The organism is Streptomyces sp. NPDC050856 (assembly GCF_040653855.1).
Taxonomy (GTDB): Bacteria; Actinomycetota; Actinomycetes; order Streptomycetales; family Streptomycetaceae; genus Streptomyces.
In genome coordinates this window covers 1-24,895 of record NZ_JBFAGV010000048.1, presented here as the reverse complement: position 1 = coordinate 24,895, position 24,895 = coordinate 1, and the positions used below count along the sequence as shown (strand labels likewise).

The following is a 24,895-nucleotide window of genomic DNA, read 5'->3' as shown; positions in this document are numbered from 1 at the left end:
CCGAATGCCCGTTTTAGGTCCAATGTGCCATCGTGGACGTGCGCGCGACCGATCGACAGCGCGCGCACGGAATGGAGGATTCGGATGAATGTCGTCAAGAGCTCTCTCTCCGACGCCGACCTGAAGGTGGTCGGCGAAGCGCTGCAAGGCGCACTCGTGGACCTGGTCGACCTGTCCCTGGTCGCCAAGCAGGTGCACTGGAACGTGGTCGGCCCCCGGTTCCGCTCCATCCACCTGCAGCTCGACGAGGTGGTGACCAGTGCCCGCCAGCACTCCGACACCGTCGCGGAGCGGGCCTCGGCGCTGGGTGTCACCCCCGACGGCCGTGCCAGGACCGTTGCCGCGGGCAGCGCCATCGGCACGGTGCCGGAGGGATGGATCAAGGACGGCGACGCCGTACAGATCATGGTGGAGGCGCTCGGCGCGGTGATCACGAGGATGCGGGACCGGATCCAGGCCACCGACGAGCCGGACCCCGTGACCCAGGACCTGCTGATCGGGCTGACCGCCGACCTCGAGAAGCACGCGTGGATGTTCACCGCGGAAAGCGCGTAAGGGACGAGGGGTGCGTGCGTTGCGTCCGGGGTGGTTCGGGACTCCTGAGCGTGCCCTCGGCGCTCCGGTACGCCCTCCCGCCGGGTGATCGTGCCGGTCTAGCGTCGACCGGAGGAGGCGGCCATGATACGCGGACGGGTCCCGTCGCTGGCGTTCGCGCTGGTGATGGGCGGGCTGTGGTGGTGGGCGGTGCTGCGCCTGGCACTGGTGCCCGAGCAGTCGGGACCCGTCGAGGCGGCCATGGCGGCGAGCGGCTGGGGGCTGAGTCTCCTGCCCGTGCATGTGGCCTCGGCACCGAGCCGGGGCGGGTCCCGCCGGGCGGACCACTCCTGGGCGAAGCAGTGGCCGGGGTGCCTGGTCCACGAGTGGGCCGAGCGGTGGCTGAGCCGGTGGACGCAGCGCCGTGGCCGGGACACCGCCGGGTGACGCCGGATCACGGGCGCGGGCCGGTCAGGCCGCGGACACCGGGGGGCACGGGCGGTTCGCCGGGCCCGGGACCGGACTGGCAGCCCGGGCACCAGTAGGAGACGCGCTCGTGCTGGTCGTTCCAGCGGATCGGGGTGCCGCAGCGGTAGCACGGCTGGTTCCTGCGGCCGTAGACGTAGAGCTTGCGGTCCGGACGGTCGCCGGCCACGGTACGGCGGTCGAACCGCTCCTTGTTGGCCTCCAGCAGACGGTGGGCGGTGGCGACCAGCCGTTCGGGGACGCCGGGCGACAGTTCGCCGACCGGGAGCCAGGGGGTGACCCGGGCCAGGAACGCCAACTCGCACTTGAAGACATTGCCGATGCCGGCCAGGTTCCGCTGGTCCAGGAGCGCTTCGCCCAGTGGCCGGTCCGGGTCGGAGCGGACCCTTCGTACCGCTTCCTCGAAATCCCAGTCGGGGCCCAGGAGGTCGGGTCCGAGGTGGCCGACCACACTCGGCTCGTCACATGTGCGGATCAGCTCCAGCACCGGGAGGCGGTAGCCGACGGCGGTGTGGTCGGCGGTGGCCAGGACGGCCCTGATCTGGTGCGAGGGGCCACCGCGCCAGCGCTCACCGGGGGCGTAGAGCTGCCAGGCGCCGTCCATCCGCAGGTGCGAGTGGAGTGTGAGCCCGCCCTCGATACGGGTGAGCAGGTGCTTGCCGCGCGGCGTGACGTCCAGCAGCGTCCGGCCGGTCAGGTCGGCGGTGGCGAACCGCGGGACCCGTAGGTCGGAGCGGGTCAGGGGCTTGCCCGCCAGGGCCGTGTGCAGACGGCGGGCGGTGAGCCAGATGGTGTCTCCCTCGGGCATGGAACCAATGATGCGGGACCGGCGCCACCGGCCGCGGTGCTATGCGCGCAGGCGCAGGCCACGGGGGGTGGCATGGAACCCGGCCGTCTCCAGGCAGCGCGACAGCGGCGACGTCAGGGCCGCGGCGCCGTTGATCCGCTCCACGGTCACGGTGCCAAGGGAACCCGCGCGGGCCGCCGCCGCCAGGGCGCCGGCCGCCGCCAGGAGGGCGGGGTCGTCGGGTTCGGCCGGCCAGGACAGCAGGGTCTTGCCGCCGCGCTCCATGTAGAGGGTCAGCTCACCGTCGACGAGGACGACCAGGGCGCCCGCCTTGCGGCCGGGTTTGTGTCCGGCGCCGGCCGGTGGCTCGGGCCACGGCAGGGCGGCGCCGTACGCGTTGGCGGGGTCGGCGGCGGCCAGGACCAGCGCGCGGGGAGCGGCGGACGGCTCGGCCCGGTCCCGGGCGGTCGCCGCCGCGCGGAGCCGGTCCACGGCACCGTCCATGGCGAACTGGGCGGCGCCCAGGCCCTCCACGACATAGCCACGCCGTGCCTGGCCGGTGTCCTCGAAGGCGGACAGCACGCGGTACGTGGCCGCGAAGCCGCCCTCGACGCCCTCGGCGGCGACCGCGCCGCGGGTGACCACGCCGTGCCGGTCCAGCAGCGTGCGCGCCAGGGCGTGGGCGCGGTGGGTCGGTTCCGGTTCGGGCGGCGGCAGCAGGGACCAGCGGCCGCTGACGGTGGGCGGGCCGGAGCGGGACGCGGGGCGGGCGGCGGCGGTGAGCGTGCCGTAACGGCCGCGCGGGACGGTCCGCCTGGCGCGGTGCGCGGTCGAGCCGGCCGTGCGGCCGGAACCGAGCAGCGCCCGCAGCGGCGCCAGGGTGTCGTTGGTGAGCCGGCCGGACCACGCCAGGTCCCACAGCGCGTCGGCCAGCTGCGGGTCGGTGGCCTCCGGGTGGGTGGTGGCCCGCACCTGATCGGCGATCTGGCGGAAGAACAGGCCGTACCCGCCGGACAGGGCGGTGAGCACCGACTCGTGCAGCGCGGTCAGCTCCAGCGGGTGCGGCGGGGGCAGGAGCAGGGGAGCGGCGTCGGTGAGGTAGAGGGAGACCCAGCCGTCCTTGCCGGGCAGCGCGCCCGCCCCGGCCCACAGGACCTCGCCGGTGGTGGTGAGCTCGTCGAGCATGGCGGGGCCGTAGCCGCTCACCCGGGAGGGCAGGATCAGCTTCTCCAGGGCGGAGGCGGGGACGGGCGCGCCCTGCAACTGCTCGACCGCGCGGGCCAGCCCGTCGATGCCGCGCAGGCTGCTGCCTGCCATGTGCTGCCACTGGGGCAGGAAGGTCGCGAGCGCGGCCGGCGGGACCGGCTCGAGCTCGTGGCGCAGGGCGGCCAGGGAGCGGCGGCGCAGCCGGCGCAGTACCGCAGCGTCGCACCACTCCTGGCCGATGCCCGAGGGGTGGAACTCGCCCTGGACGACCCGGCCGCTCGCGGCCAGCCGCTGCAGCGCGCCGTCGGTGACGGCGCTGCCCAGGCCGAACCGGGCCGCCGCGCGCGAGGAGGTGAACGGGCCGTGCGTCCGCGCGTACCGCGCGAGGAGGTCGCCGAGGGGGTCCTTGACCGGCTCGGTGAACGCCTCGGGGACGCCGACCGGGAGGGCGGTGCCCAGGGCGTCGCGCAGCCGGCCCGCGTCCTCGACGGCCGCCCAGTGGTCGGCACCCGCGATCCGTACCCGGATGGCGCGGCGGGTCTCGGCGAGCTGCCCGGCCCACGCCGGATCGGCGCCGCGCTCGGCCAGCTCGGCGTCGGTGAGCGGGCCCAGCACGCGCAGGACGTCGGCCACGCCCTCCACGTCCTTGATCCGCCGGTCCTCGGCGAGCCACTGGAGTTCGCCCTCCAGCTCGGTCAGGACGTCGGCGTCCAGCAGTTCCCGCAGCTCGGCCTGGCCCAGCAATTCGGCCAGCAGCCGCGAGTCCAGGGAGAGGGCCGCCGCGCGCCGCTCGGCGAGCGGGGAGTCGCCCTCGTACAGGAACTGGGCCACGTAGCCGAACAGCAGCGAGCGGGCGAAGGGGGACGGCTCCGGGGTGGTGACCTCGACCAGCCGGACCCGGCGCGCTTCGATGTCACCCATCAGCTCCCGCAGGCCGGGGACGTCGAACACGTCCTGGAGGCACTCGCGGACGGCCTCCAGGACGATGGGGAAGGAGCCGAACTCGCTCGCCACCTGGAGGAGCTGGGCGGCGCGCTGCCGCTGCTGCCACAGCGGGGTCCGCTTGCCCGGGCTGCGGCGCGGCAGCAGCAGGGCCCGGGCCGCGCACTCGCGGAACCGGGACGCGAACAGCGCCGAGCCGCCCACCTGGTCGGTGACGATCTGCTCGATCTCGCCCTTGTCGAAGGCGACATCGGCGGCCCCGACCGGCGACTGCTCGCTGTCGTACTCCGGGCCGGGGGCCACCGGGTCCTGGTCCAGCAGATCCAGCCCCATCAGGTCGGCGTCCGGCAGCCGCAGCACGATTCCGTCGTCGGCGTGCATGACCTGGGCGTCCATGCCGTACCGCTCGGTGAGCCGGGTGGCCAGCGCCAGCGCCCAGGGGGCGTGCACCTGCGCGCCGAACGGGGAGTGCACCACCACCCGCCAGTCGCCCAGCTCGTCGCGGAACCGCTCGACCAGGATGGTGCGGTCGTCCGGGACGTGGCCGCAGGCCCGGCGCTGCTCGTCCAGGTACGCCAGCACATTGTCCGCCGCCCACGCGTCCAGCCCGGCCGCCAGCAGCCGCAGCCGCGCGTCGTCCGGCTTCAGCGAGCCGACCTCGCGCAGGAACGCGCCCACCGCACGGCCCAGCTCCAGCGGGCGTCCCAGTTGGTCGCCCTTCCAGAACGGCAGTCGGCCCGGCACGCCGGGAGCGGGGGAGACCAGCACCCGGTCACGGGTGATGTCCTCGATGCGCCAGGACGAGGTGCCGAGGGTGAAGACATCGCCGACCCGCGACTCGTACACCATCTCCTCGTCGAGCTCGCCGACCCGGCCGCCGCCCTTCTTGGGGTCGGCGCCGGCCAGGAACACCCCGAACAGGCCTCGGTCGGGGATCGTGCCGCCGGAGGTGACCGCCAGGCGCTGCGCGCCGGGTCGGCCGGTGACCGTGCCGGCGACCCGGTCCCACACCACGCGCGGACGCAGCTCCGCGAACGCGTCGGACGGGTAGCGCCCGGCGAGCATGTCGAGGACGGCCGTGAACGCCGACTCGGGCAGGGAGGCGAACGGGGCGGCGCGCCGGACCACGGTGAGCAGGTCGTCGAACTGCCAGGTGTCCAGGGCCACCATGGCGACGAGCTGCTGGGCCAGCACGTCCAGCGGGTTGGCGGGCACCCGCAGCGCCTCGATCGACCCGGTGCGCATCCGCTCGGTCACCACGGCCGCCTGGACCAGGTCACCGCGGTACTTGGGGAAGACGACCCCGGTGGAGACCGCGCCCACCTGGTGGCCGGCCCGGCCCACGCGCTGGAGGCCGGAGGCGACGGACGGCGGTGACTCGACCTGGACGACCAGGTCGACCGCCCCCATGTCGATGCCCAGTTCCAGGCTGGAGGTGGCGACCACGGCGGGCAGCCGGCCCGCCTTGAGGTCCTCCTCCACCAGGGCCCGCTGTTCCTTGGAGACCGAGCCGTGGTGGGCGCGGGCCAGCAGTGGCGGGGCCCCCTTCGCCCCGCCGGACTGGGCCATCAGCTCGGCCGGCGAGTGGTCCTCGGGCATGGCCTCGCCCGTGGCCCGCTCGTAGGCGATCTCGTTGAGCCGGTTGCACAGCCGTTCGGCCAGCCGCCGGGAGTTGGCGAAGACGATCGTCGAACGGTGTGCCTGGACGAGGTCGGCGATCCGCTCCTCGACATGCGGCCAGATCGACGGCTTCTCGGCGCCGCCCGCGTCCGCGGCGGGGGACGCGCCCAGCTCGGCCAGGTCCTCCACCGGGACGACGACCGACAGGTCGAACTCCTTGCCGGAGGGGGGCTGGACGATCTCCACCTTCCGCCGCGGCGAGAGATAGCGGGCGACCTCGTCCACCGGACGGACGGTCGCGGACAGCCCGATGCGGCGGGCGGGGCGCGGCAGCAGCTCGTCCAGCCGCTCCAGGGACACGGCCAGGTGGGCCCCGCGCTTGGTGCCCGCCACCGCGTGCACCTCGTCCAGGATCACCGTCTCGATGCCCGACAGCGCGTCCCGCGCGGACGAGGTGAGCATCAGGAACAACGACTCGGGCGTGGTGATCAGGATGTCCGGTGGCCTGGTCGCCAGCGACCGGCGCTCGGCCGCCGGGGTGTCGCCCGAGCGGATCCCGACCCGCACCTCCGGCTCCGGCCGTCCCAGCCGCACCGCTTCCTGGCGGATGCCGGTGAGCGGGCTGCGCAGGTTGCGCTCCACGTCGACGGCGAGCGCCTTGAGCGGGGACACGTACAGCACCCGGCAGCGCTTCTTGGCGTCCGCGGGCGGCGGGGTGGAGGCGAGCCGGTCCAGAGCCGCCAGGAACGCCGCCAGCGTCTTGCCCGAGCCGGTCGGGGCGACGACGAGGACGTCGGAGCCCGCCTCGATGGCCCGCCAGGCGCCCTCCTGCGCGGCGGTGGGCGCGCGGAACGCCCCCGTGAACCAGCTCCGGGTCGCGGGAGAGAAGGAGTCGAGCGCAGTCCTGGCCATGCCCCCCATCGTGCACCCGGCCACTGACAACCGGTGTCCCGGACATGGCCGCCGCCCGGCCCCCGGCCCGCTCCGGGCGTCGTGCGCCAGGCCCCCGGCCCCGGACCGCTCCGGACCGCTCCGGACCGGTGGTCGGACCGGGCCGCCGCACGCCCGCGGGGTGCGAGCGCTTCGAGAGTCACGATCGGCCGCGGCTGCGGGACCGGGGCCGGCGCCCGCCGGCGCCGGGTGACCGGCCGGCCGACCGCCGTCCTCCTGCCGCTGGGCCGCGAGGTGGTCCAGCGACGCTCCGTCGTCGGCGCCGCCGCCCCGGGAAGCGGGGAGCGAACCGCCGTGGTCGGGCACCCGGGCCGTCAGCCCACGCGGACCGGGCCGCACTCCCCTGAGCGGGATACTGGGCGCATGCGGTTGACGATTTTCTGGGAGCGGATGGCGGACCACTTCGGAGCGGCCTACGCCGAGTCCTTCGCCCGGGACCATGTGATGTCCGAGCTGGGCGGGCGTACGGTGCGCGAGGCGCTGGACGCGGGGTGGGAGGCCAAGGACGTGTGGCGGGCGGTGTGCGAGGCCGTGGACGTCCCGGCCGACAAGCGGTGAGGCGATCAGCAACGGGGCGGGCGGCCGGTTGTCGCAGCCGTACGCCAGACTTGCTCCGTGGCCCTACCTGACGAGACCGAGACGACGGCCGACGCATCGGCGCCGAGGGACGCGGCGGCAGCGCCGGCGACCGGAGAAGCGACCCCGGCGCGGAGGGCCGCCGCCACGCAGGACGTCCCACCGGCCCAGGAGCCCGCCGGGCCGGAGGCCGGAGCGGCGCCGGGCGGGGCCCCGGGCTCGACGGCCACCGCCGGGGTGCCCCGGCAGAGCAGCGCGGAGCCTCCGCCCGGAGAGCCGGACGGAGGACCGTCGGCCGCCGGGTCGGGCAACCCCCCGGACGCGCCGCTCCCCGGTGGTGCCGCCCCCGCCCGTATGCCCCGCTGGCTGCCCCGGGCCATGGCGCTGGCCCTCGCCCTCTACGCCTGCTTCCAGCTGGGCAGCTGGGCGTTCCACCAGCTCATCGGGTTGCTGATCAACATCCTGATCGCCTTCTTCCTGGCGCTGGCGGTCGAGCCCGCCGTGGGACGGATGGCGGCCCGTGGCATGCGCCGCGGCCTGGCCACCTTCCTGGTCTTCTTCGCCGTCCTGGTCGCGGGTGTCGGGTTCGTGGTGCTGCTGGGCTCGATGCTGGCGGGCCAGATCGTCGAGATGGTGGAGGACTTCCCCCAGTACCTCGACTCCCTCATCAACTGGATCAACCACACCTTCCAGACCGAGCTGTCCCGGGTCGAGGTCCAGGAGAGCCTGCTGCGTTCGGACTGGCTGCGCAAGTACGTCCAGAACAGCGCGAGCGGTGTGCTGGACGTGTCCGCGACCGTGCTCGGCGGGCTGTTCAAGCTGCTGACGATCTTCCTGTTCTCGTTCTACTTCGCCGCCGACGGACCACGGCTGAGGCGGGCCCTGTGCTCCGTCCTGCCGCCGGCCAAGCAGGCGGAGGTGCTGCGGGCCTGGGAGATCGCCGTCGACAAGACCGGCGGCTACCTGTACTCGCGCGGTCTGATGGCCCTGGTCTCCGGCGTCGCGCACTACGTCCTGCTGGAGAGTCTGGGAGTGTCGTACGCCCCCGCGCTCGCCGTGTGGGTGGGCCTGGTCTCCCAGTTCCTGCCTACCATCGGCACGTATCTGGCGGGCGCCCTGCCGATGCTGATCGCCTTCGCGGAGAACCCCTGGTACGCCCTGTGGGTGCTGGTGTTCGTCGTGGTGTACCAGCAGTTCGAGAACTACGTGCTCCAGCCGAAGCTGACCGCCAGGACCGTCGACATCCATCCGGCGGTGGCGTTCGGGTCGGTGGTCGCCGGCACCGCCCTGCTCGGCGCCGTCGGCGCGCTGATCGCCATCCCGGCGGTCGCCACCCTGCAGGCCTTCCTCGGTGCCTATGTGAAGCGGTACACCGTGACGGAGGACCCGCGCGTACACGGCCACCGCCGGCACGGCGAGATGGTGCTGGCCCGGGTACAGCGGGCGCTGCGCGCCAAACGCGACCAGACACCGCCGGCCGACGGGGCCTGAGCCGACCGACGGGGCCCGAGCGGGCCGACGGGCCCCCGCCCGGTCACCGAAGGGCCGTCCGGGGGCGTGGGGCGTCCGGTGGCGCGGGGCGCCCGGGCTGCCCCGGTATGGGCGGCGCGCCGGGTGCGGCGCGGCTCGCTTGACAGTAAATTCGAACATCCATTCTTATGGGGACTCCGGTCCGGATCCCGGGGCGGCCGCAGTGTTTTCCACAGAGTTGTCCACAGGCCGGAGGGACGGCGGGGCCCATTGTCAGTGGCAGGGGTTAGCGTCATTGACGTGAAGCGATCGACTCAAGCAAATCGGGTGGAACCCATGGCAGGAACCGACCGCGAGAAGGCGCTCGACGCCGCGCTCGCACAGATTGAACGGCAATTCGGCAAGGGCGCGGTGATGCGCCTGGGCGAGCGGCCGAACGAGCCCATCGAGGTCATCCCCACCGGGTCGACCGCGCTCGACGTCGCGCTCGGCGTCGGCGGCCTGCCGCGCGGCCGTGTGGTGGAGGTGTACGGGCCGGAGTCCTCCGGTAAGACGACCCTGACCCTGCACGCCGTGGCCAACGCGCAGAAGGCCGGCGGCCAGGTGGCGTTCGTGGACGCCGAGCACGCCCTCGACCCGGAGTACGCGAAGAAGCTCGGGGTCGACATCGACAACCTGATCCTGTCGCAGCCGGACAACGGTGAGCAGGCGCTGGAGATCGTGGACATGCTGGTCCGCTCCGGCGCGCTCGACCTGATCGTCATCGACTCCGTCGCCGCGCTCGTGCCGCGTGCGGAGATCGAGGGCGAGATGGGCGACTCGCACGTGGGCCTCCAGGCGCGGCTGATGAGCCAGGCGCTCCGGAAGATCACCAGCGCGCTCAACCAGTCGAAGACGACGGCCATCTTCATCAACCAGCTCCGCGAGAAGATCGGCGTGATGTTCGGCTCGCCGGAGACCACGACCGGTGGCCGCGCGCTGAAGTTCTACGCCTCGGTGCGCATCGACATCCGCCGTATCGAGACCCTCAAGGACGGCACGGAGGCGGTCGGCAACCGCACCCGGTGCAAGGTCGTCAAGAACAAGGTCGCGCCGCCCTTCAAGCAGGCCGAGTTCGACATCCTCTACGGCCAGGGCATCAGCCGTGAGGGCGGCCTGATCGACATGGGCGTCGAGCACGGCTTCGTCCGCAAGGCGGGCGCCTGGTACACGTACGAGGGCGACCAGCTCGGCCAGGGCAAGGAGAACGCCCGGAACTTCCTGAAGGACAACCCCGATCTCGCCAACGAGATCGAGAAGAAGATCAAGGAGAAGCTGGGCGTCGGTGTCCGCCCGGAGGCCCCGGCGGGCGAGCCGGGCACGGACGCCGCGGGTGCGGCCGGCGCGGCGGGCGCCCCGGGCGCGGACGAGGCGGCGAAGTCGGTCCCGGCTCCGGCGGTGAAGGCCGCCAAGGCGACCAAGACCGCGGCGGCCAAGAGCTGACCCGTGGCTCGGCGCACCGAATGGCCGGGCGACAGCCCCGACTCGTCGAGGGCCGAGAAGGAGCTGTCGCCCCAGGAACCGGCTGAGCGGGCGCGGGCGATCTGCCTGCGCCTGCTCACCGGCACACCGCGCACCCGCCAACAGCTGGCGGACGCCCTGCGCAAACGCGAGATCCCGGACGAGGTCGCCGAAGAGGTCCTCTCCCGCTTCGAGGACGTCGGGCTGATCGACGACGCCGCCTTCGCGGGCGCCTGGGTGGAGTCCCGGCACCACGGCCGGGGCCTGGCCCGCCGCGCGCTCGCCCGCGAGCTGCGCACCAAGGGGGTGGACCCGGCACTGATCGACGAGGCGGTGGGGCAGCTCGACTCCGACCGGGAGGAGGCCACCGCCCGTGAGCTCGTGGCCCGCAAGCTCCGGTCCACCCGAGGTCTCGACCGCGACCGCCGGCTGCGCCGGCTGGCCGGAATGCTCGCCCGCAAGGGGTACCCCGAGGGCATGGCGCTGCGCGTGGTCCGGCAGGCGCTGGAGGAGGAGGGCGAGGACACGGAGGACCTCGGGTACGGGGACCTCTGACCGTCACCGGCTGCCGGGGCGCCGGCCCCCGTCAGGGGTTGGCGTGCCGCCGGGCTCCCGACGGCGGTCCGTCCGGCTCACCGGGCACCGCTGTCGCGGGTACCGCCCTGAGGGAGCGGGGTGGGTGTGCTGCCATGAGCGCCGGAGGGGAACGCTCGGGAGACGCCGATGCCCCGTCCACCGAGCTCGCCCGTCCACCGAGCTCGGGCGACCGCCAAGCTCGGGCGACCGCCCAGCTCGGGCGACCGCCGAGCGCACGGCGCTACCGGCGCTCGGACCGGACCATGGAGAAAGCGGGGCACGGGCCGCCCACCGGAAGGGGAAAGCGGGCGGCCCGCCGCCAGGTCCGGGGCTGGAGGAGTCCGAGGGGCTTCAGGACTCCGGGGCCGCGTCGCTCCTGGCCCCGGACCGGCCGCTGCGGACCCCGGACAACCTCGCCCCTTCAGGACTTCAGCAGCCGGCGGATGTTCTCCGGATCACCGCAGCCGGCCTTGAGCTGGCGTTCCCGCTCCGCCGCGAAGGCGGCGGCGAGCTCGGCACGGCGCTCCGCCGGTACGTTCTCGCGGGCGCCGTTGAGGATCGTGGCCTCCTCCTCGTGCGCGTGGTGGTTCACCGACTCCACCAGCTTCTCCAGCTTCTCGTCCCACTCATCCGAGCCGATCTCATCGACCTCCAGCAGTGCGAGGAGCGCCTCGTTCGCCTCGGTGTGCTCCTCGACGCCGTGCTCCACTTCGCCGCTCTCGATGTTCCGGAACCGCTTGAGGGCGGGGTACACCTCCGCCTCCTCCGCCTCGGCGTGCGCGATCAGCAGATCCGCGAAGGTCTTCAAGGCGCCCTCGCGGTCTCCCTCGACGTCCCGCATCTCCCGGAACAGATCCTCCATCGTCCGATGGTCGGCCAGGATCAGTTCCACAACGTCCTGCTCGGTGGCCATGCGCGGTCCTTCCTCTGCGACGGGCGCCGCCCATGACCGGCGGCGTCCCCTCCCTCGCATTTCCCGGACCGGCCCGGTGAATCCTCCGGTCCCCCGTCCGCCTCACGGCCTCGGCGGGGGGAGTACCGGCAGCCCGTCGGCCCGCCAGGCCTGGAAGCCGCCGACCAGGTCGGTCGCGCGGTGCAGCCCGAGCCGGCGCAGGGACTCCGCCGCGAGGGACGACGCGTACCCCTCGTTGCAGATCACCACGGCGCGCACGTCGTGGCCGGTCGCCTCGGGCAGCCGGTGACTGCCCCGGGGATCCAGCCGCCACTCCAGTTCGTTGCGCTCCACGACGAGGGCTCCGGGAATCAGGCCGTCCCGCTCGCGCAACGCCGCGTACCGGATGTCCACCAGCAGCGCGTCGCCCGCCTCGGCCGCCGCGAACGCCTCCCGGGGGCCGACGCGGTCCAGCCCTCCCCGGACCCGCTCCAGCAACTCGTCGATGCCGATCGGCTTGCCGCTCAACTCCAGTCCTCCGGTCGTTCGACCTGCTCCAGCCGCAGCACCGGGCCGGTGCGGCTGAAGCGCCGGATCAGCGGCAGCGGGGGGTGGTAGGCGTGCACCGACACGGCGTGCTCGCCCGCCGACTCATTGAGCACCTCGTGCACATGGTGCCGGCCGAACGCCCTGGCCTGCCCGGCGCGCAGGGTGCGCGACCGGTCGACGTCGTCGGTCAGTTCGAGGGTGCGCCAGCCGCCCGCCGGCAACCGCACGGACAGGGAGTTCTCCCTCAGGGCACCACGCGCGGTGGCGAACGCGCCGAGTGACTCGGCGTGGTCGTGCCACCCGGTTCCGGTGCCCGGTGGCCAGCCGATGAGCCAGGCCTCGCTGCCCCGGGGGCCGTCCAGCCGCACCCAGGTCCGCCCCTCGGGGTCGAGCGGAAGAGAAGCGATCAGCCGGGCGTCGGCGGCGGTACGACGGACGAAGTCGTGGAGCTGGGCGAGAGTGGGTCCGCCCGTCCCAGCGGTACGCGGGGCCGGGGCCGACGAGGGCGAGGATGAGGGCGAGGGCGAGGCGGGGGAGGGGAAAGGGGCGGGCAGGGACATGGGTAACCGTCCTGAGGTCCTGGAGTCGCGGAGAACACGCACGCGGACGCACCGTGAAGGGCGGTGCAGGCGCAGGGCCGAGGGAAACGGCCACTGGTAGCGCGGCGTGGGAAAGGGCGAGTTCAGCAGGACGGGCGACACACGCAGCCCGCGTAACGGACCAGGTCCATATGGACCCTCCGCCACAGGCGCACATCGGTGTCGGTCATGATCGGGAGTAGACCATGGACGTCCGCGCCGGTCAATCCACCGCCGAGCCGCCCGACAGCGCCCCGCCACCGACCACCGGCGACCGGCCCACGGTGACCCCCGACCACCCGCGACCGGCCCAGCGACCACCGGCCGAGGGGCAGCGATCGACCGGCCCGTGGTGACCCGACCACCCACCACCGGCCACCGGCCCACGGCGACCCGCCACCGGCGACCGCCACCCACCACCGGCCCACGGCGACCCGCCACCGGCGACCGCGACCGTCGGCCGGCGACCGGCCGGCGGTCAGTTCACGTCGGCCGTCCGCTCGCCGCGCACCGCCGCCACGGGCTCCCCGCCCCGTACGGCGTCGGCCGCCGCGAACAGTTCCGCCGGCCGTACGCCCGCGAACGCCGCCGCCAGGTGCCCGTCGGGCCGCACCAGCAGTACGGTGTGCGCGGCCGCCCCCGGATAGGTCTCCGTGACGAGCAGTTCACCGGCGACCGGCAGCCCCTCCACCGCCGCGGCCAGCCGGGGCATCACGCCCGCGGTCATCCAGTGCCGCTGGTCCCACACCCCCGTGCCGGGCGCGACCAGCACGATCAGGAGCCGCCCCCGCCCCAGCCGCTCGCGCAGCCGTGTGGTCGTGCCGTCCGTCGCCGTCACCCGCACGTCCGCGACCGGTCCGCCCAGGGGTGTACCGACGCCGGTGTGCGCCTCGGTGTACGGAGGCGAGAGGGGGGAGTGGTGGTGGGAGGGAGGCGCGCCGAGCGGGCCGCGCCCCAGGTGCCCGTCCGTCAGCAGGGCGTCGTGCCCGCCGCCCCGCAGGTACGTACGCAGTCCGCCGCCGCCCCGGAGCACCGGCAGGGACTGGTCGGCGGCCCGCAGCCGGGCCGCGACCGCCGTGCGCCGCTCGTCCTGGTAGCTGTCGAGCAGCGTCTCGGACGCTCCCTGGTGCCAGGCGAGCGCCAGTTTCCAGGCCAGGTTGTCCACGTCCCGCAGCCCCTCGTCCAACGCCTGTGTGCCCAGCGCGCCCAGCAGGTGGGCGGCGTCCCCGGCGAGGAAGGCCCGGCCCACCCGCCACCGCTTGGCCAGCCGGTGGTGCAGTGTGTAGACGCCGGTGTCGATCAGGTCGTACGGGGGTGTCTCGCCGCACCAGCCGGCCAGCGTCTCGCGGATCCGGGCCACCAGGGCGTCGGGTGTCACGAGTTCCCCGCGGGGCGGCAGCAGCCAGTCCAGCCGCCAGGCCCGGTCGGGCAGCGGCCGGGCCGTGATCTCCCCGCCCCCGCCGCGCCACGGTGGCTGACGGTGCGACACGCCCTCGCCCGGCCACGGGAGGTCCGCGCGCAGGGCGGCGACGGCGTGCCGTTCCACCGCCGTACGGCCGGGGAAACGCACGTCGAGCAGTTTGCGCACGGTGGACCGGGCCCCGTCGCAGCCGACCAGGTGACTGCCGCGCCACCACGTCGATTCCGGGCCCCGCGCGTGTGCCGACACTCCGTCCGCGTCCTGTTCGAGCGCGTCGAGGCGGCTGTGCGTCACCACGCGCACCAGGTCCCCGGCCGGGAGCGCCGCGATGGCGTCCCGCAGGGCGCGGGTGAGGGCGTGCTGGGGAATGTGCAGTGGTGAGGGCCCCGTCCCGTATTCGGCGGCCCCGTCCCCGGTAGCGGTCTCGCCGGCTCCGGTGTCCCCCTGCCCGTGGTCGGGGAAGTGCACCGACCCGGGCAGCTCCCCGGCCCCGCCATGCTCGGCCCCGGGACCCCCGACGCCGGAGCCCCCGGCTCCGATGCCAACGGCTCCGATGCCAACGGCTCCGGTGTCACCGGCCCCGGAGAACCGGACGTGCCGCGTCACCTGCTTGCGCCGCAGCGACCGCCAGCCCGCCCAGCGCGCGCCCTCGTCCCGCAGCGCGGCGCCGCAGCCGAGCCGCTCCACGAACGCCGCGGTGTCCGGGCGCAGCACCGCCGTCCTCGCCGCCCGGGGCTCCTCCTTGCCGGCGCCCTCGTCCAGCACCACGGACGGCACACCGTGCGCGGCGAGGGCGAGGGAGAGCGCGAGTCCCACGGGCCCGGCGCCGACCACGATCACCGGGTCCACAGCGTGACTCCTGAGTCCCGTACGGCCCTGCGGTGAGCAGGGGAAACTCGGTGAGGAGCGGCTGGGGCCCGGTGCGCGATCACAGAACGTATGCAACCCACTGCTGGTGCCTCCGTCAAGCGACAGGGGCAGCGGCGCGACCGCCACTGCCCCGTACGACACGCAAGACACCCGGATGATGTCACATACCGTCAGTTCCCCGATCCGCCGGTGCCACCGCCACCACCGGTGCCACTGCCGCCGGCGCCGCCGTCCCCGGCACCGCCGGAACCGTCGCCGGCGACGAAGGCGCCGAGCGCCACCGTGCTCCCGGCCGCGTCACCGAGCACGTTGGACGTCGCGTTCGGCTCGGCGGCGGACGCCACCGCGATGCCGGTCTTCGCGCGGCGTCCGCGCTTCTCGATCCAGGTCGCCAGGGCGGACAGGGCCAGGCACATGGCGACGTAGATGGCACCGATGACCACGATCGTCGAGACGTACGGGTACTGGCCGTTGACCTGGGTGTTGGAGGCGATCAGGCGAGCCGTCTGGAGCAACTCGGGGTACAGGATGATGAAGCCGAGCGAGGTGTCCTTGAGCGTCACCACCAGCTGGCTGATGATCGTCGGCAGCATCGCCCGGACGGCCTGCGGCATCAGCACCGTGGTCATGACCTGGGTCTTGCTCATGCCGAGCGCGTACGCCGCCTCGCGCTGCCCCTTGGGCACGGAGTTGATGCCGGCGCGCAGCACCTCGGCCTGGACGCAGCCGTTGTAGATCGACAGGCCGATCGCCAGCGCCCACATCGAGTTGTCGGTGAGGAAGCCGACCCACACGGCGTAGATGGTGATCAGCAGCGGGATGGAGCGGAACAGCTCGATGAAGGCGGTGGCCAGCCACCGGACCGGCTTGTGGTCGGAGAGCCGGCCGACGGCCAGGACCACACCGAGCAGGAGCGAGCCGACCGCCGCGATGCCGAACGCCTTGAGGGTGGCCAGGACGGCGTCGGCGATGTTCTGCCGGATGCCGGCGTAGTTGAAGATGTCCCACATCGCGGGGGCGAGGTGCCCCTTCTCGCTCAGCCGCACGACGCTGATCGCGATCAGCGCCAGGATGGCGAGGGAGCCGACGACGGCGTAGATCCGGTTGCGTACGACGGCCTTGGGGCCGGGTGCGTCGTAGAGAACGCTGGCGCTCATCGGGCGACCTCCAGTCGGCGCTCAAGCAGTCGGAAGACGCCACTGATGGCGAAGGTGACGACCAGGTAGGCGAGGGACACCCAGATGAAGATGGGGACGATGCCGTACCCCTCCTCGCTGAGCAGCTTCTGCCAGCCGAAGAGCTCGGTGACGCTGAAGGCGCCCGCGATGGCCGAGTTCTTGGTGAGCGCGATGAAGATCGAGCTCAGCGGCGGCAGCACGGAGCGGGTGGCCTGCGGCAGCACGATCAGCCGGAGCGTCTGCGTGAAGGTCATGCCGAGCGAGCGGGCCGCCTCGGCCTGGCCGAGCGGCACCGTGTTGATGCCGGAGCGGATGGCCTCGCTGATGAAGGAGGAGGTGTAGAACCCGAGCGCGAGCGCACCGAGCACGAAGGGACTCATCCCCGGGAACAGGATCTCCGGGATCACGAAGAAGGAGACCAGGAAGAGCAGCGTGAGCGGCGTGTTGCGCAGCAGGGTGACCCACACGGTGCCGAAGAGGCGCAGTGGCGGGACCGGGGAGACCCGGAAGCCGGCGATGACGATGCCGAGGATCAGCGCGATGACCGTGCTGACGGCGGTGATCGACACGGTTCCTATGAAGCCTTCACGGAACTCTGGGAAATAGTCGAGCAGTACGTTCATGAGGTCTCCGCGTCGGCGGTCAGCGGCTAACGGTGCGTAAGGGCAAGGGACTCAGCGCCCCGTACGCGCGGGTACGGGGCGCTTCGGTGGTGCGGGCGGGTCCGTCAGTAGCGGGTGATCGCCGGCGGCGCGGTGTAGGGGGAGCCGGACAGGCCCAGGGTGGCGTCGTAGATCTTCTTGTACGTGCCGTCCTTGACGTGCGTTTCCAGCGACTTGTTGACCGCCTCACGCAGGGCCTTGTCGTCCTTGTTCATGCCGATGCCGTAGGGCTCCTCGGTGAACGGCTCGCCGACCACCTTGAGCTTGCCGGAGTTGGCGGCCGCGTAGCCCTTGAGGATCGAGTCGTCGGTGGTGACGGCGTCGACCTGCTTGGTGAGCAGCTGCTGCACGCAGTCCGAGTACTTGGCCAGCTCGGTGGTCTTCGCGCCGTACTTCGGGTTCTTGATCTCCTGCAGCGGGGTGGAGCCCTTGATGGAGCAGACGTTCTTGCCCTTGAGGGTGTCCGGACCGGTGATCGCGGTCTCGTCCTTGCGGACCAGGAGCGCGGCGCCGGCCTTGTAGTACGGGCCGGCGAAGCCGACCTGCTGCTTGCGCTTGTCGTTGATCGTGTAGGTACCGACGTAGTAGTCGACCTGGCCCGAGGAGATGGCCGTCTCACGGGTGCTGGAGTCGACCGTCTTCCACTCGATCTGGTTCTCGGTGAAGCCCAGGTCGGCGGCGATCATCTTGGCGATCTCGATGTCGAAGCCGGAGCGCTTCTTGGTCGCCTGGTCCTCGAAGCCGAGGTAGGGCTGGTCCGCCTTGGAACCGACGATCAGCTTGCCGCGCTTCTGCGCCGCCTTGAGGGTCGGCGAGTCCACCTTCACATCCGTGGCGACGATGTACTTCGGAAGGCTCGGCGCGTTCGACGCGCCGGGCTGCACGCCGCCCGGCTTGTCACCGGCGGAGCCCTCCTTGCCCCCACAGGCGGTCGCGGACAGTGCCAGCACAGCAACGGCCACAGCGGCCGACTTGCGGAGCTTCATGGTGAACATCCCTTAAGTCGTGGTTCGTTGGTCGTCAGTGATCGTCGGTGGCCGGTGATGGACGCCGATGGGTGTCGGTGTACATCGATGACCGTGCGCGAACGTCCAGTGATCGTCGGCGGCTCTGCCGCCGGCGTCTCCGCGGGCCGCCCGGTCGTCAGTGGTGCAGGATCTTCGACAGGAAGTCCTTGGCCCGGTCGCTGCGCGGGGCGCTGAAGAACCGGTCCGGCGTCGCCTCCTCCACGATCCGGCCGTCCGCCATGAAGACCACGCGGTTGGCGGCCGAGCGGGCGAAGCCCATCTCGTGGGTGACGACGACCATCGTCATCCCGTCGCGCGCCAGCTGCTGCATGACCTCCAGGACTTCGTTGATCATCTCGGGGTCGAGCGCCGACGTGGGCTCGTCGAAGAGCATGACCTTGGGGTCCATCGCCAGCGCCCGCGCGATGGCCACGCGCTGCTGCTGGCCACCGGAGAGCTGCGCCGGGTACTTGTCGGCCTGCGTGCCCACACCCACCCGGTCCAGCAGGGCGCGGGCCTTCTCCTCGGCCGCCTTCTTCTCCGCCTTGCGGACCTTGACCTGGCCCAGCATGACGTTCTCCAGCACCGTCTTGTGCGCGAAGAGGTTGAACGACTGGAAGACCATGCCGACGTCGGCGCGCAGCCGGGCGAGCTCCTTGCCCTCCTGGGGAAGCGGCTTGCCGTCGATGGTGATGCTGCCCGAGTCGATCGTCTCCAGACGGTTGATGGTGCGGCACAGCGTGGACTTGCCGGACCCGGACGGCCCGATGACGACCACGACCTCGCCACGGGCGATGGTCAGGTCGATGTCCTGGAGCACATGCAGCGCGCCGAAGTGCTTGTTGACGTTGCTCAGCACGACCAGGTCGCCCGCCGTCGGTACGGCGTCCTCCGCGCCCTTGGTCACTGACACTCCGCTCATCGGCTTCTTGCTCCGTCCTCCTCGGTTGGGAGGACCTTAGACACGCGGTTCGACCAGCGTCATTACATCTGAGCTGAAATTGAGCATAACGATCCGGCTTCGCCCGGACACGCGCCGTGAACGGAGCGCACCGCGCGTACCGGGTGCATAACGGAAAGCTTTCCGCACCGGGAAGCCACTTGACTGCTGCGGCGGACATCGGCGTTCATGCCCTGGTAACCAAAGCGATCGCACCTTTCGGAGGGGGGCCATGAGACTGCTGCTCGTCGAGGACGACGATCACGTCGCCGCCGCCCTGTCCGCGATCCTCAAGAAGCACGGCTTCGACGTCACGCACGCCCGCAACGGCGAGGAGGCCCTCCAGGCCGTGCTGCCCGCCGGGCACCTCGGCCGGGCACCCTTCGGCGTCGTACTGCTGGACCTCGGCCTGCCCGACCAGGACGGCTACCAGGTGTGCGGGAGGATCCGGAAGCTCACCACCACCCCGGTGATCATGGTGACCGCGCGGGCCGACGTCCGCTCCCGGATCCACGGGCTCAACCTCGGCGCCGACGACTACGTGGTCAAGCCCTACGACACCGGTGAACTGCTCGCCCGCATCCACGCCGTCAGCCGGCGCTCCGCGGGCACCGAGGGCGACGAGGCCACGACCGGGACCGGCCCCGTCCCCGTCGCCGCGCCCCTGCTCCTCGGCCCGGTCGTCATCGAACTCCCCACCCGCCGGGTCAGCGTGGACGGTACGCCGGTCCAGCTCACCCGCAAGGAGTTCGACCTGCTCGCCCTGCTCGCCCAGCGGCCCGGCGTCGTCTTCCGCCGCGAGCAGATCATCAGCGAGGTGTGGCGCACGAGCTGGGAGGGCACCGGACGCACCCTGGAGGTGCACGTGGCGTCCCTGCGCGCCAAGCTGCGGATGCCCGCCCTCATCGAGACCGTACGGGGCGTGGGCTACCGCCTGGTCGCCCCGGCCGCCTGACGGACGCCCGCCCCCTCCGGTGCGCACCCGCCTCCTCCCCCTCCTCATCGTCCTCATGGCGGGCGTGCTGCTCGCGCTCGGCTTCCCGCTCGCCGGCAGCCTCGCCGCCGCGCGGCAGCAGACCGTGGTCGTCGACCGGATCGACGACACCGCGCGCTTCGCGGCGCTCGCCCAGTTCGTCACCGAGCGCGGCCCCGGCATCAACGAGCGCAAGTCCATCCTGGAGGACGAGCTCGCCCGCTACCACGACGTGTACGGCATCGATGTCGGCGTCTTCCACCGCGACGGCACCGCCATGGCCCGCGCCCCCAGGGACTGGGACGTCCCGGCCGAGGGGGAACCCCGCCGGGCCTTCCGCGAGGCTCTGCTGGGCCGCCGCAGCCACGACCCGCCGCAGGTCCTGCCCTGGCAGCGCGGCGCGCGGCTCGCGGTCGCCTCACCGGTCGTGCGGGACGGCGACGTGGTCGCCGTCGTGGTCACCGACTCGCCGACCGGTCAGCTGCGCTCCCGCATCCTGCACGGCTGGCTGCTCATCGTGGCGGGCGAGTCGGCGGCGATGCTGCTCGCCGTCGGCGCGGCGTTCCGCCTGACCGGATGGGTGCTCAAGCCGGTACGCGTCCTCGACGCGGCCACCCACGACATCGCGACCGGGCGGCTGAACTCGCGGGTCGCGGCCGCCGGCGGGCCGCCCGAACTGAGGCGCCTGGCCCGGTCCTTCAACGAGATGGCGGACAACGTCGAGGAGGTGCTGGAGCAGCAGCGCGCCTTCGTCGCCGACGCCTCGCACCAACTGCGCAACCCGCTCTCCGCCCTGCTGCTGCGCATCGAGCTCCTCGCGCTCGAACTGCCGCCGGGCAACGAGGAGATCGCCTCCGTGCGCACGGAGGGCAAGCGCCTGGCCCGGGTGCTGGACGACCTGCTGGACCTGGCGCTGGCCGAGCACGCCGCCGCGGACCTGCGGATCACCGACATCGGGCAGCTCGCCGCCGAGCGGGTGGCGGCCTGGCGCCCGCTCGCCGAGGAGAAGGGCGTACGGCTGACCGGCTGCGACGCCGCGGTGACGGCCTGGGCCGACCCGGTCGCCCTGTCCAGCGCGCTGGACGCCGTGATCGACAACGCCCTGAAGTTCACCCCCGCCGGCCAGGAGGTCACCGTCACCGTCTCCGCCGACGGCGTCACCTCCACCATCGTGATCACCGACCGGGGCCCCGGCCTGACCGACGAGGAACTGGCCCGGGTGGGCGACCGCTTCTGGCGCAGCAACCGCCACCAGAACGTCAAGGGCTCGGGCCTGGGCCTGTCCATCTGCCGCGCCCTGCTCGCGGCGGGCGGCGGCTCCCTCACCTTCGGCCACCACGATCCCCACGGCCTGCGGGTCGTGGTGACCGTCCCCCGCACCGCTCCCGAGCCGGCCGGCGCCCGGCCGGGCGGAGACCCGGGCCACGGCCCTACGGCTTGACCGAGCGGTAGTAGCGGCGCGCCCCCTCGTGCAGCGGCAGCGGATGGGTGTAGATCGCGGTGCGCAGGTCCACGAGCTGCGCCGGGTGCACCTCGCGGCCTATCCGGTCCCGGCTCCTGATCACCGTGCGGGTGAAGCCCTCGGTGAGGGCCGCGTCCATGCGGTCGGTGGTCACCAGCAGGTTCGCCACCGCGACCGTCTCCACCGGCCGGCCCTCCGTGGCCCGGGCGTACGCGTCGGCGGGGATCACGGCGGAGCGGTAGAACCGGCTGGGGCCGGCCGGCCGGTGCAGCCGGTCCACCAGACCGGCCTCCAGTGGCACCAGCCGGACCGGGAAACGCTGCGAGAGCTTGAGCACGGCACTGGTGGGCAGGCCGCCCGACCAGAAGAAGGCGTCCAGCCGGCTCCGCTCCAGCAGGCGCGGCATGGTGTCGATGCCCGCCGACACCGGGACGACGTCCCGGTCCGTGTCCAGCCCGGCCGCCCGCAGCAGCCGGTCGGCGACCAGCCGTACGCCCGAACCCTCCTGCCCCACGCCCACCCGGAGTCCGCGCAGATCGCCGGTGGAGCGCACCTTCGAGGCCTTCGGCACGACGAGCTGCACGTAGTCGTCGTACAGCCGCGCGCAGCCGCGCAGCCGGTCCGCGCCCGCCCTGCCGGAGCCGATGTACGTGGCGACCGCGTCGGCCGTGGCGACGGTGAAGTCGGCCTGGCCGGACGCGACCCTGGCCAGGTTCTGCTGGGAACCCTCGCTGTTGCGCAGGGTTATCGCCACGTCCGGGAGGTCGCGCCCCAGGGCGCCCCGGAGCAGCTCGCCGTAGCGCTGGTAGACCCCGGTCGGTACGCCGGTGCTGAAGGTGACCTTCCCGCGCGGCGCGGTCTCCCCGAGCGGCAGCAGCCACCACAGGAGCAGGCCCAGCGCGGCCAGGGCCGCGACCGCGCCCCGGAGGACGCGGCTGCTGACGCGGGTCGGGGCGGCCGGAAACATGGCGCGATCCTGCCAGCCGGTCCGCTTCCTGACCAGGCCCCCTCCGGGGCCGGGCGCGCGGTGCGGCCACGGCGCCCGCCCCGTCAGGCCCCGCCCCGCCGGGGTCCGCGTGCCCCTCGCCGCCCGGCGCCGGCGTATGTGACCCGGGTCATGTACGTACGGCGGACATGTGGCCACTATGGGGCGTATCGGTCCATGAGGGGGAAGCGCCATGAGTACGCATGTGCACGTCCGCGTCCAGCAGGGCCTGGGCGTCTCCGAGGACGGCCGACTGGTCGAGCACTACCGCTGCCGCTGCGGCGCCGCCTGGACCAGGACGTACGAGGCGCCCGACACCGATCCCGGGTGATCTGGGTCCGGAGCTGTCCCGGCCACCGCCTACCCTTGTGGCATGACCGCGCAGGACACCTCCCACCGCAGCTACGAGATCCGCACCTACGGGTGCCAGATGAACGTCCACGACTCCGAGCGGCTCTCCGGCCTGCTGGAGGACGCCGGATACGTACGCGCGCCCGAGGGCGCCGACGGTGACGCCGATGTCGTGGTGTTCAACACCTGCGCGGTGCGCGAGAACGCCGACAACAAGCTGTACGGCAACCTCGGCCGGCTCGCCCCGATGAAGACAAGGCGGCCGGGCATGCAGATCGCCGTCGGCGGCTGCCTGGCGCAGAAGGACCGCGACACCATCGTGCGCAAGGCGCCGTGGGTGGACGTCGTCTTCGGTACGCACAACATCGGCAAGCTGCCGGTGCTCCTGGAGCGCGCCCGTGTCCAGGAGGAGGCGCAGATCGAGATCGCCGAGTCCCTGGAGGCGTTCCCCTCGACGCTGCCGACCCGGCGGGAGTCCGCGTACGCGGCGTGGGTCTCCATCTCCGTCGGCTGCAACAACACCTGCACCTTCTGCATCGTCCCGGCGCTGCGCGGCAAGGAGAAGGACCGCCGTCCCGGCGACATCCTCGCCGAGATCGAGGCGCTGGTCGGCGAGGGCGTCTCCGAGATCACCCTGCTCGGCCAGAACGTCAACGCCTACGGCTCCGACATCGGCGACCGGGAGGCGTTCTCCAAGCTGCTGCGCGCCTGCGGGGGGATCGAGGGCCTGGAGCGCGTCCGCTTCACCTCCCCGCACCCGCGCGACTTCACCGACGACGTCATCGCGGCCATGGCCGAGACGCCGAACGTGATGCCGCAGCTGCACATGCCCCTGCAGTCCGGTTCGGACAGGGTCCTCAAGGCGATGCGCCGCTCGTACCGGCAGGAGCGCTTCCTCGGCATCATCGAGAAGGTGCGCGCCGCGATTCCGCACGCGGCCATCTCCACCGACATCATCGTGGGCTTCCCCGGCGAGACCGAGGAGGACTTCGAGCAGACCATGCACACCGTGCGCGAGGCCCGCTTCGCCAACGCCTTCACCTTCCAGTACTCCAAGCGCCCCGGGACGCCGGCGGCGGAGATGGCGGACCAGATCCCCAAGGAGGTCGTGCAGGCGCGCTACGAGCGCCTGGTCGCCCTCCAGGAGGAGATCTCCTGGGCGGAGAACAAGAAGCAGGTCGGCCGGACGCTGGAGGTCATGGTCGCCGAGGGTGAGGGCCGCAAGGACGGCGCCACCCACCGCCTGTCCGGCCGCGCGCCGGACAACCGCCTGGTGCACTTCACCAAGCCGGACGAGGACGTGCGCCCGGGTGACGTGGTCACCGTCGGCATCACCTACGCGGCCCCGCACCACCTGCTGGCCGAGGGGCCGACGACCCGGGTGCGCCGCACCCGCGCGGGCGACGCCTGGGAGAAGCGCACCATGGCTCCGCCGGCGCAGCAGCCGGGCGTCATGCTGGGCCTGCCCCAGGTGGGCGTCCCGGCGCCGTTGCCGCCGGTCGGCGGCGGCTGCCCGGTCGGCTGACCCGGCCCCCGCCCGCCCTCCCCTCCGCACCGGGGGCCCGCCCCGGCGGCGGGCCGGTACGCGCCGCCCGGCTGGCCGGTGATCACAGCGGCTACGCTGCGGATCATGCTTGTCGCCGCGGCCGTCTGCCCCTGCCCCCCGCTCCTGGTCCCCGATGTCGCCGCCGGTGCCGCGCCCGAGCTCCGGGCCGCGCGCACCGCGTGCGCCGACGCGGTGGGCGTGCTCGCCGCGTCCCGGCCGGACCGGCTGTTCGTCGTCGGTCCCGGCGGCGACGCGGTCGACGCACCGGAGCGCTACCCGGCGGGCTCGGTGGGGGACTTCAGCGGGTTCGGCGTCGATCTCCGGGTGCGGTTGGGGGCGGGTGACGCCGGTGACCGGCCGCTGCCCCCCTCGCTCGCCGTGGGTGCCTGGCTGCTGGCCCGCGCCCGCTGGGCCGACGCGCCGGCCGAGGGGCTCGCCGTCGCCGAGGCGCTGGCCCCGGCCCGGTGCGCCGAGGCGGGCCGCGAGCTGGCCGCCCGGGCCGGGCGGGTGGCCCTGCTGGTGCTGGGCGACGGCAGCGCCTGCCGCACCCTCAAGGCGCCGGGCTACCTGGACGAGCGGGCCGCCGGTTTCGACGCCGCCGCGGCCCGCGCCCTGGGCGCGGCGGACACGGGCGCCCTGGCGGCGCTGGACGAGCGGCTGGCCCGTGAGCTGAAGGCGGCCGGCCGCGCCCCCTGGCAGGTCCTGGCCGGCGCGGCCGAGGACGCGGGGCTGGCGGGGCTGACCGGGAGCCGTCACATGGCTGAGGATCGCGCCCCATGAGCAAGAAGCGGACTTCCGCCCTCCCGTACGCCCGTGTCGCCGCCATGGGCCTGG

23 protein-coding genes are annotated in these 24,895 nt (G+C 73.2%); 11 read left to right on the top strand and 12 right to left on the bottom strand.

Features of this window, described 5'->3' with window-relative positions; genetic code table 11:
* Nucleotides 1–84: 84 nt before the first annotated feature.
* Nucleotides 85–555, top strand: coding sequence for a DNA starvation/stationary phase protection protein (locus AB0H53_RS27980; RefSeq protein WP_362119089.1), 471 nt, complete (start codon nt 85–87; stop codon nt 553–555).
* A 123-nt stretch (nt 556–678) separates the two neighbouring features.
* Nucleotides 679–981, top strand: a complete 303-nt coding sequence (locus AB0H53_RS27975; protein WP_362119086.1) for a hypothetical protein — start codon at nt 679–681, stop codon at nt 979–981.
* Nucleotides 982–988: 7 nt separating this feature from the next.
* Here the strand turns inward: AB0H53_RS27975 and AB0H53_RS27970 are convergent, their stop codons facing one another.
* Both AB0H53_RS27970 and AB0H53_RS27965 read right to left on the bottom strand, forming a co-directional pair.
* A complete protein-coding gene (locus tag AB0H53_RS27970; protein WP_362119083.1) occupies nt 989–1,828 on the bottom strand; it encodes a DNA-formamidopyrimidine glycosylase family protein in 840 nt (279 codons plus the stop codon).
* A 39-nt stretch (nt 1,829–1,867) separates the two neighbouring features.
* Nucleotides 1,868–6,487: an ATP-dependent helicase gene (locus tag AB0H53_RS27965; protein WP_362119080.1), complete on the bottom strand. Its 4,620-nt coding sequence runs from the start codon at nt 6,485–6,487 to the stop codon at nt 1,868–1,870.
* Between the two features lie 402 nt (nt 6,488–6,889).
* Between AB0H53_RS27965 and AB0H53_RS27960 the strand changes: the two genes are divergently transcribed.
* The 4 genes from AB0H53_RS27960 to recX all read left to right on the top strand — a co-directional run bounded on the left by AB0H53_RS27960 (nt 6,890) and on the right by recX (nt 10,627).
* Nucleotides 6,890–7,084 carry a DUF3046 domain-containing protein gene (locus AB0H53_RS27960; RefSeq protein ID WP_362119077.1) on the top strand — a complete coding sequence of 65 codons (195 nt, stop codon included), beginning with the start codon at nt 6,890–6,892 and terminating at the stop codon, nt 7,082–7,084.
* Between the two features lie 372 nt (nt 7,085–7,456).
* Nucleotides 7,457–8,593, top strand: coding sequence for an AI-2E family transporter (locus AB0H53_RS27955; protein ID WP_362119074.1), 1,137 nt, complete (start codon nt 7,457–7,459; stop codon nt 8,591–8,593).
* Nucleotides 8,594–8,908: 315 nt separating this feature from the next.
* Entirely contained in the window at nt 8,909–10,054 is a 1,146-nt protein-coding gene (recA, locus tag AB0H53_RS27950) for a recombinase RecA (RefSeq protein WP_362119071.1), read from the top strand.
* Nucleotides 10,055–10,057: 3 nt separating this feature from the next.
* Nucleotides 10,058–10,627, top strand: a complete 570-nt coding sequence (gene recX, locus AB0H53_RS27945; protein WP_362119068.1) for a recombination regulator RecX — start codon at nt 10,058–10,060, stop codon at nt 10,625–10,627.
* Nucleotides 10,628–11,069: 442 nt separating this feature from the next.
* On the opposite strand, the gene AB0H53_RS27940 is transcribed toward recX, so the two are convergent.
* The 9 genes from AB0H53_RS27940 to AB0H53_RS27900 form a co-directional block, all read right to left on the bottom strand.
* The gene (locus AB0H53_RS27940) at nt 11,070–11,561 is read right to left on the bottom strand and encodes a hemerythrin domain-containing protein (protein WP_362119065.1); all 492 of its coding nucleotides are present in this window, start codon (nt 11,559–11,561) and stop codon (nt 11,070–11,072) included.
* 102 nt (nt 11,562–11,663) lie between these two features.
* Complete coding sequence (locus tag AB0H53_RS27935; RefSeq protein WP_362119062.1) at nt 11,664–12,068, bottom strand: rhodanese-like domain-containing protein; 405 nt, start codon at nt 12,066–12,068, stop codon at nt 11,664–11,666.
* Nucleotides 12,065–12,649 (bottom strand): cysteine dioxygenase, encoded by a 585-nt coding sequence (locus tag AB0H53_RS27930; RefSeq protein WP_362119059.1) that lies wholly within the window; start codon nt 12,647–12,649, stop codon nt 12,065–12,067. Before AB0H53_RS27930 ends, AB0H53_RS27935 begins: the two co-directional genes overlap by 4 nt.
* Before the next feature lie 122 nt (nt 12,650–12,771).
* Entirely contained in the window at nt 12,772–12,858 is an 87-nt protein-coding gene (locus tag AB0H53_RS27925) for a putative leader peptide (RefSeq protein ID WP_311605579.1), read from the bottom strand.
* Between the two features lie 287 nt (nt 12,859–13,145).
* Nucleotides 13,146–14,936, bottom strand: coding sequence for an FAD-dependent monooxygenase (locus AB0H53_RS27920; protein ID WP_362119056.1), 1,791 nt, complete (start codon nt 14,934–14,936; stop codon nt 13,146–13,148).
* Nucleotides 14,937–15,127: 191 nt separating this feature from the next.
* A complete protein-coding gene (locus AB0H53_RS27915) occupies nt 15,128–16,114 on the bottom strand; it encodes an amino acid ABC transporter permease (RefSeq protein ID WP_362119053.1) in 987 nt (328 codons plus the stop codon).
* Nucleotides 16,111–16,758: an amino acid ABC transporter permease gene (locus tag AB0H53_RS27910; RefSeq protein ID WP_362119050.1), complete on the bottom strand. Its 648-nt coding sequence runs from the start codon at nt 16,756–16,758 to the stop codon at nt 16,111–16,113. The genes AB0H53_RS27915 and AB0H53_RS27910 overlap by 4 nt, the downstream gene beginning before the upstream one ends.
* A gap of 104 nt (nt 16,759–16,862) precedes the next feature.
* Entirely contained in the window at nt 16,863–17,783 is a 921-nt protein-coding gene (locus AB0H53_RS27905; RefSeq protein WP_362119047.1) for a glutamate ABC transporter substrate-binding protein, read from the bottom strand.
* Nucleotides 17,784–17,940: 157 nt separating this feature from the next.
* Nucleotides 17,941–18,726 carry an amino acid ABC transporter ATP-binding protein gene (locus AB0H53_RS27900; RefSeq protein WP_362119044.1) on the bottom strand — a complete coding sequence of 262 codons (786 nt, stop codon included), beginning with the start codon at nt 18,724–18,726 and terminating at the stop codon, nt 17,941–17,943.
* 250 nt (nt 18,727–18,976) lie between these two features.
* Between AB0H53_RS27900 and AB0H53_RS27895 the strand changes: the two genes are divergently transcribed.
* Together AB0H53_RS27895 and AB0H53_RS27890 are read left to right on the top strand one after the other, a co-directional pair.
* A complete protein-coding gene (locus tag AB0H53_RS27895; protein WP_362119041.1) occupies nt 18,977–19,699 on the top strand; it encodes a response regulator transcription factor in 723 nt (240 codons plus the stop codon).
* 19 nt (nt 19,700–19,718) lie between these two features.
* Nucleotides 19,719–21,158, top strand: a complete 1,440-nt coding sequence (locus tag AB0H53_RS27890) for a HAMP domain-containing sensor histidine kinase (RefSeq protein WP_362119038.1) — start codon at nt 19,719–19,721, stop codon at nt 21,156–21,158.
* On the opposite strand, the gene AB0H53_RS27885 is transcribed toward AB0H53_RS27890, so the two are convergent.
* Nucleotides 21,148–22,146 (bottom strand): TAXI family TRAP transporter solute-binding subunit, encoded by a 999-nt coding sequence (locus AB0H53_RS27885; RefSeq protein WP_362119035.1) that lies wholly within the window; start codon nt 22,144–22,146, stop codon nt 21,148–21,150. The genes AB0H53_RS27890 and AB0H53_RS27885 overlap by 11 nt on opposite strands.
* Nucleotides 22,147–22,357: 211 nt before the next feature.
* On the opposite strand from AB0H53_RS27885, the gene AB0H53_RS27880 reads away from it, so the two are divergent.
* The 3 genes from AB0H53_RS27880 to AB0H53_RS27870 all read left to right on the top strand — a co-directional run bounded on the left by AB0H53_RS27880 (nt 22,358) and on the right by AB0H53_RS27870 (nt 24,841).
* Nucleotides 22,358–22,495 (top strand): hypothetical protein, encoded by a 138-nt coding sequence (locus AB0H53_RS27880; protein WP_362119032.1) that lies wholly within the window; start codon nt 22,358–22,360, stop codon nt 22,493–22,495.
* A gap of 42 nt (nt 22,496–22,537) precedes the next feature.
* Nucleotides 22,538–24,040 carry a tRNA (N6-isopentenyl adenosine(37)-C2)-methylthiotransferase MiaB gene (gene miaB, locus AB0H53_RS27875; RefSeq protein WP_362119029.1) on the top strand — a complete coding sequence of 501 codons (1,503 nt, stop codon included), beginning with the start codon at nt 22,538–22,540 and terminating at the stop codon, nt 24,038–24,040.
* 105 nt (nt 24,041–24,145) lie between these two features.
* A complete protein-coding gene (locus AB0H53_RS27870; protein ID WP_362119026.1) occupies nt 24,146–24,841 on the top strand; it encodes a hypothetical protein in 696 nt (231 codons plus the stop codon).
* Nucleotides 24,842–24,895 lie beyond the last annotated feature (54 nt).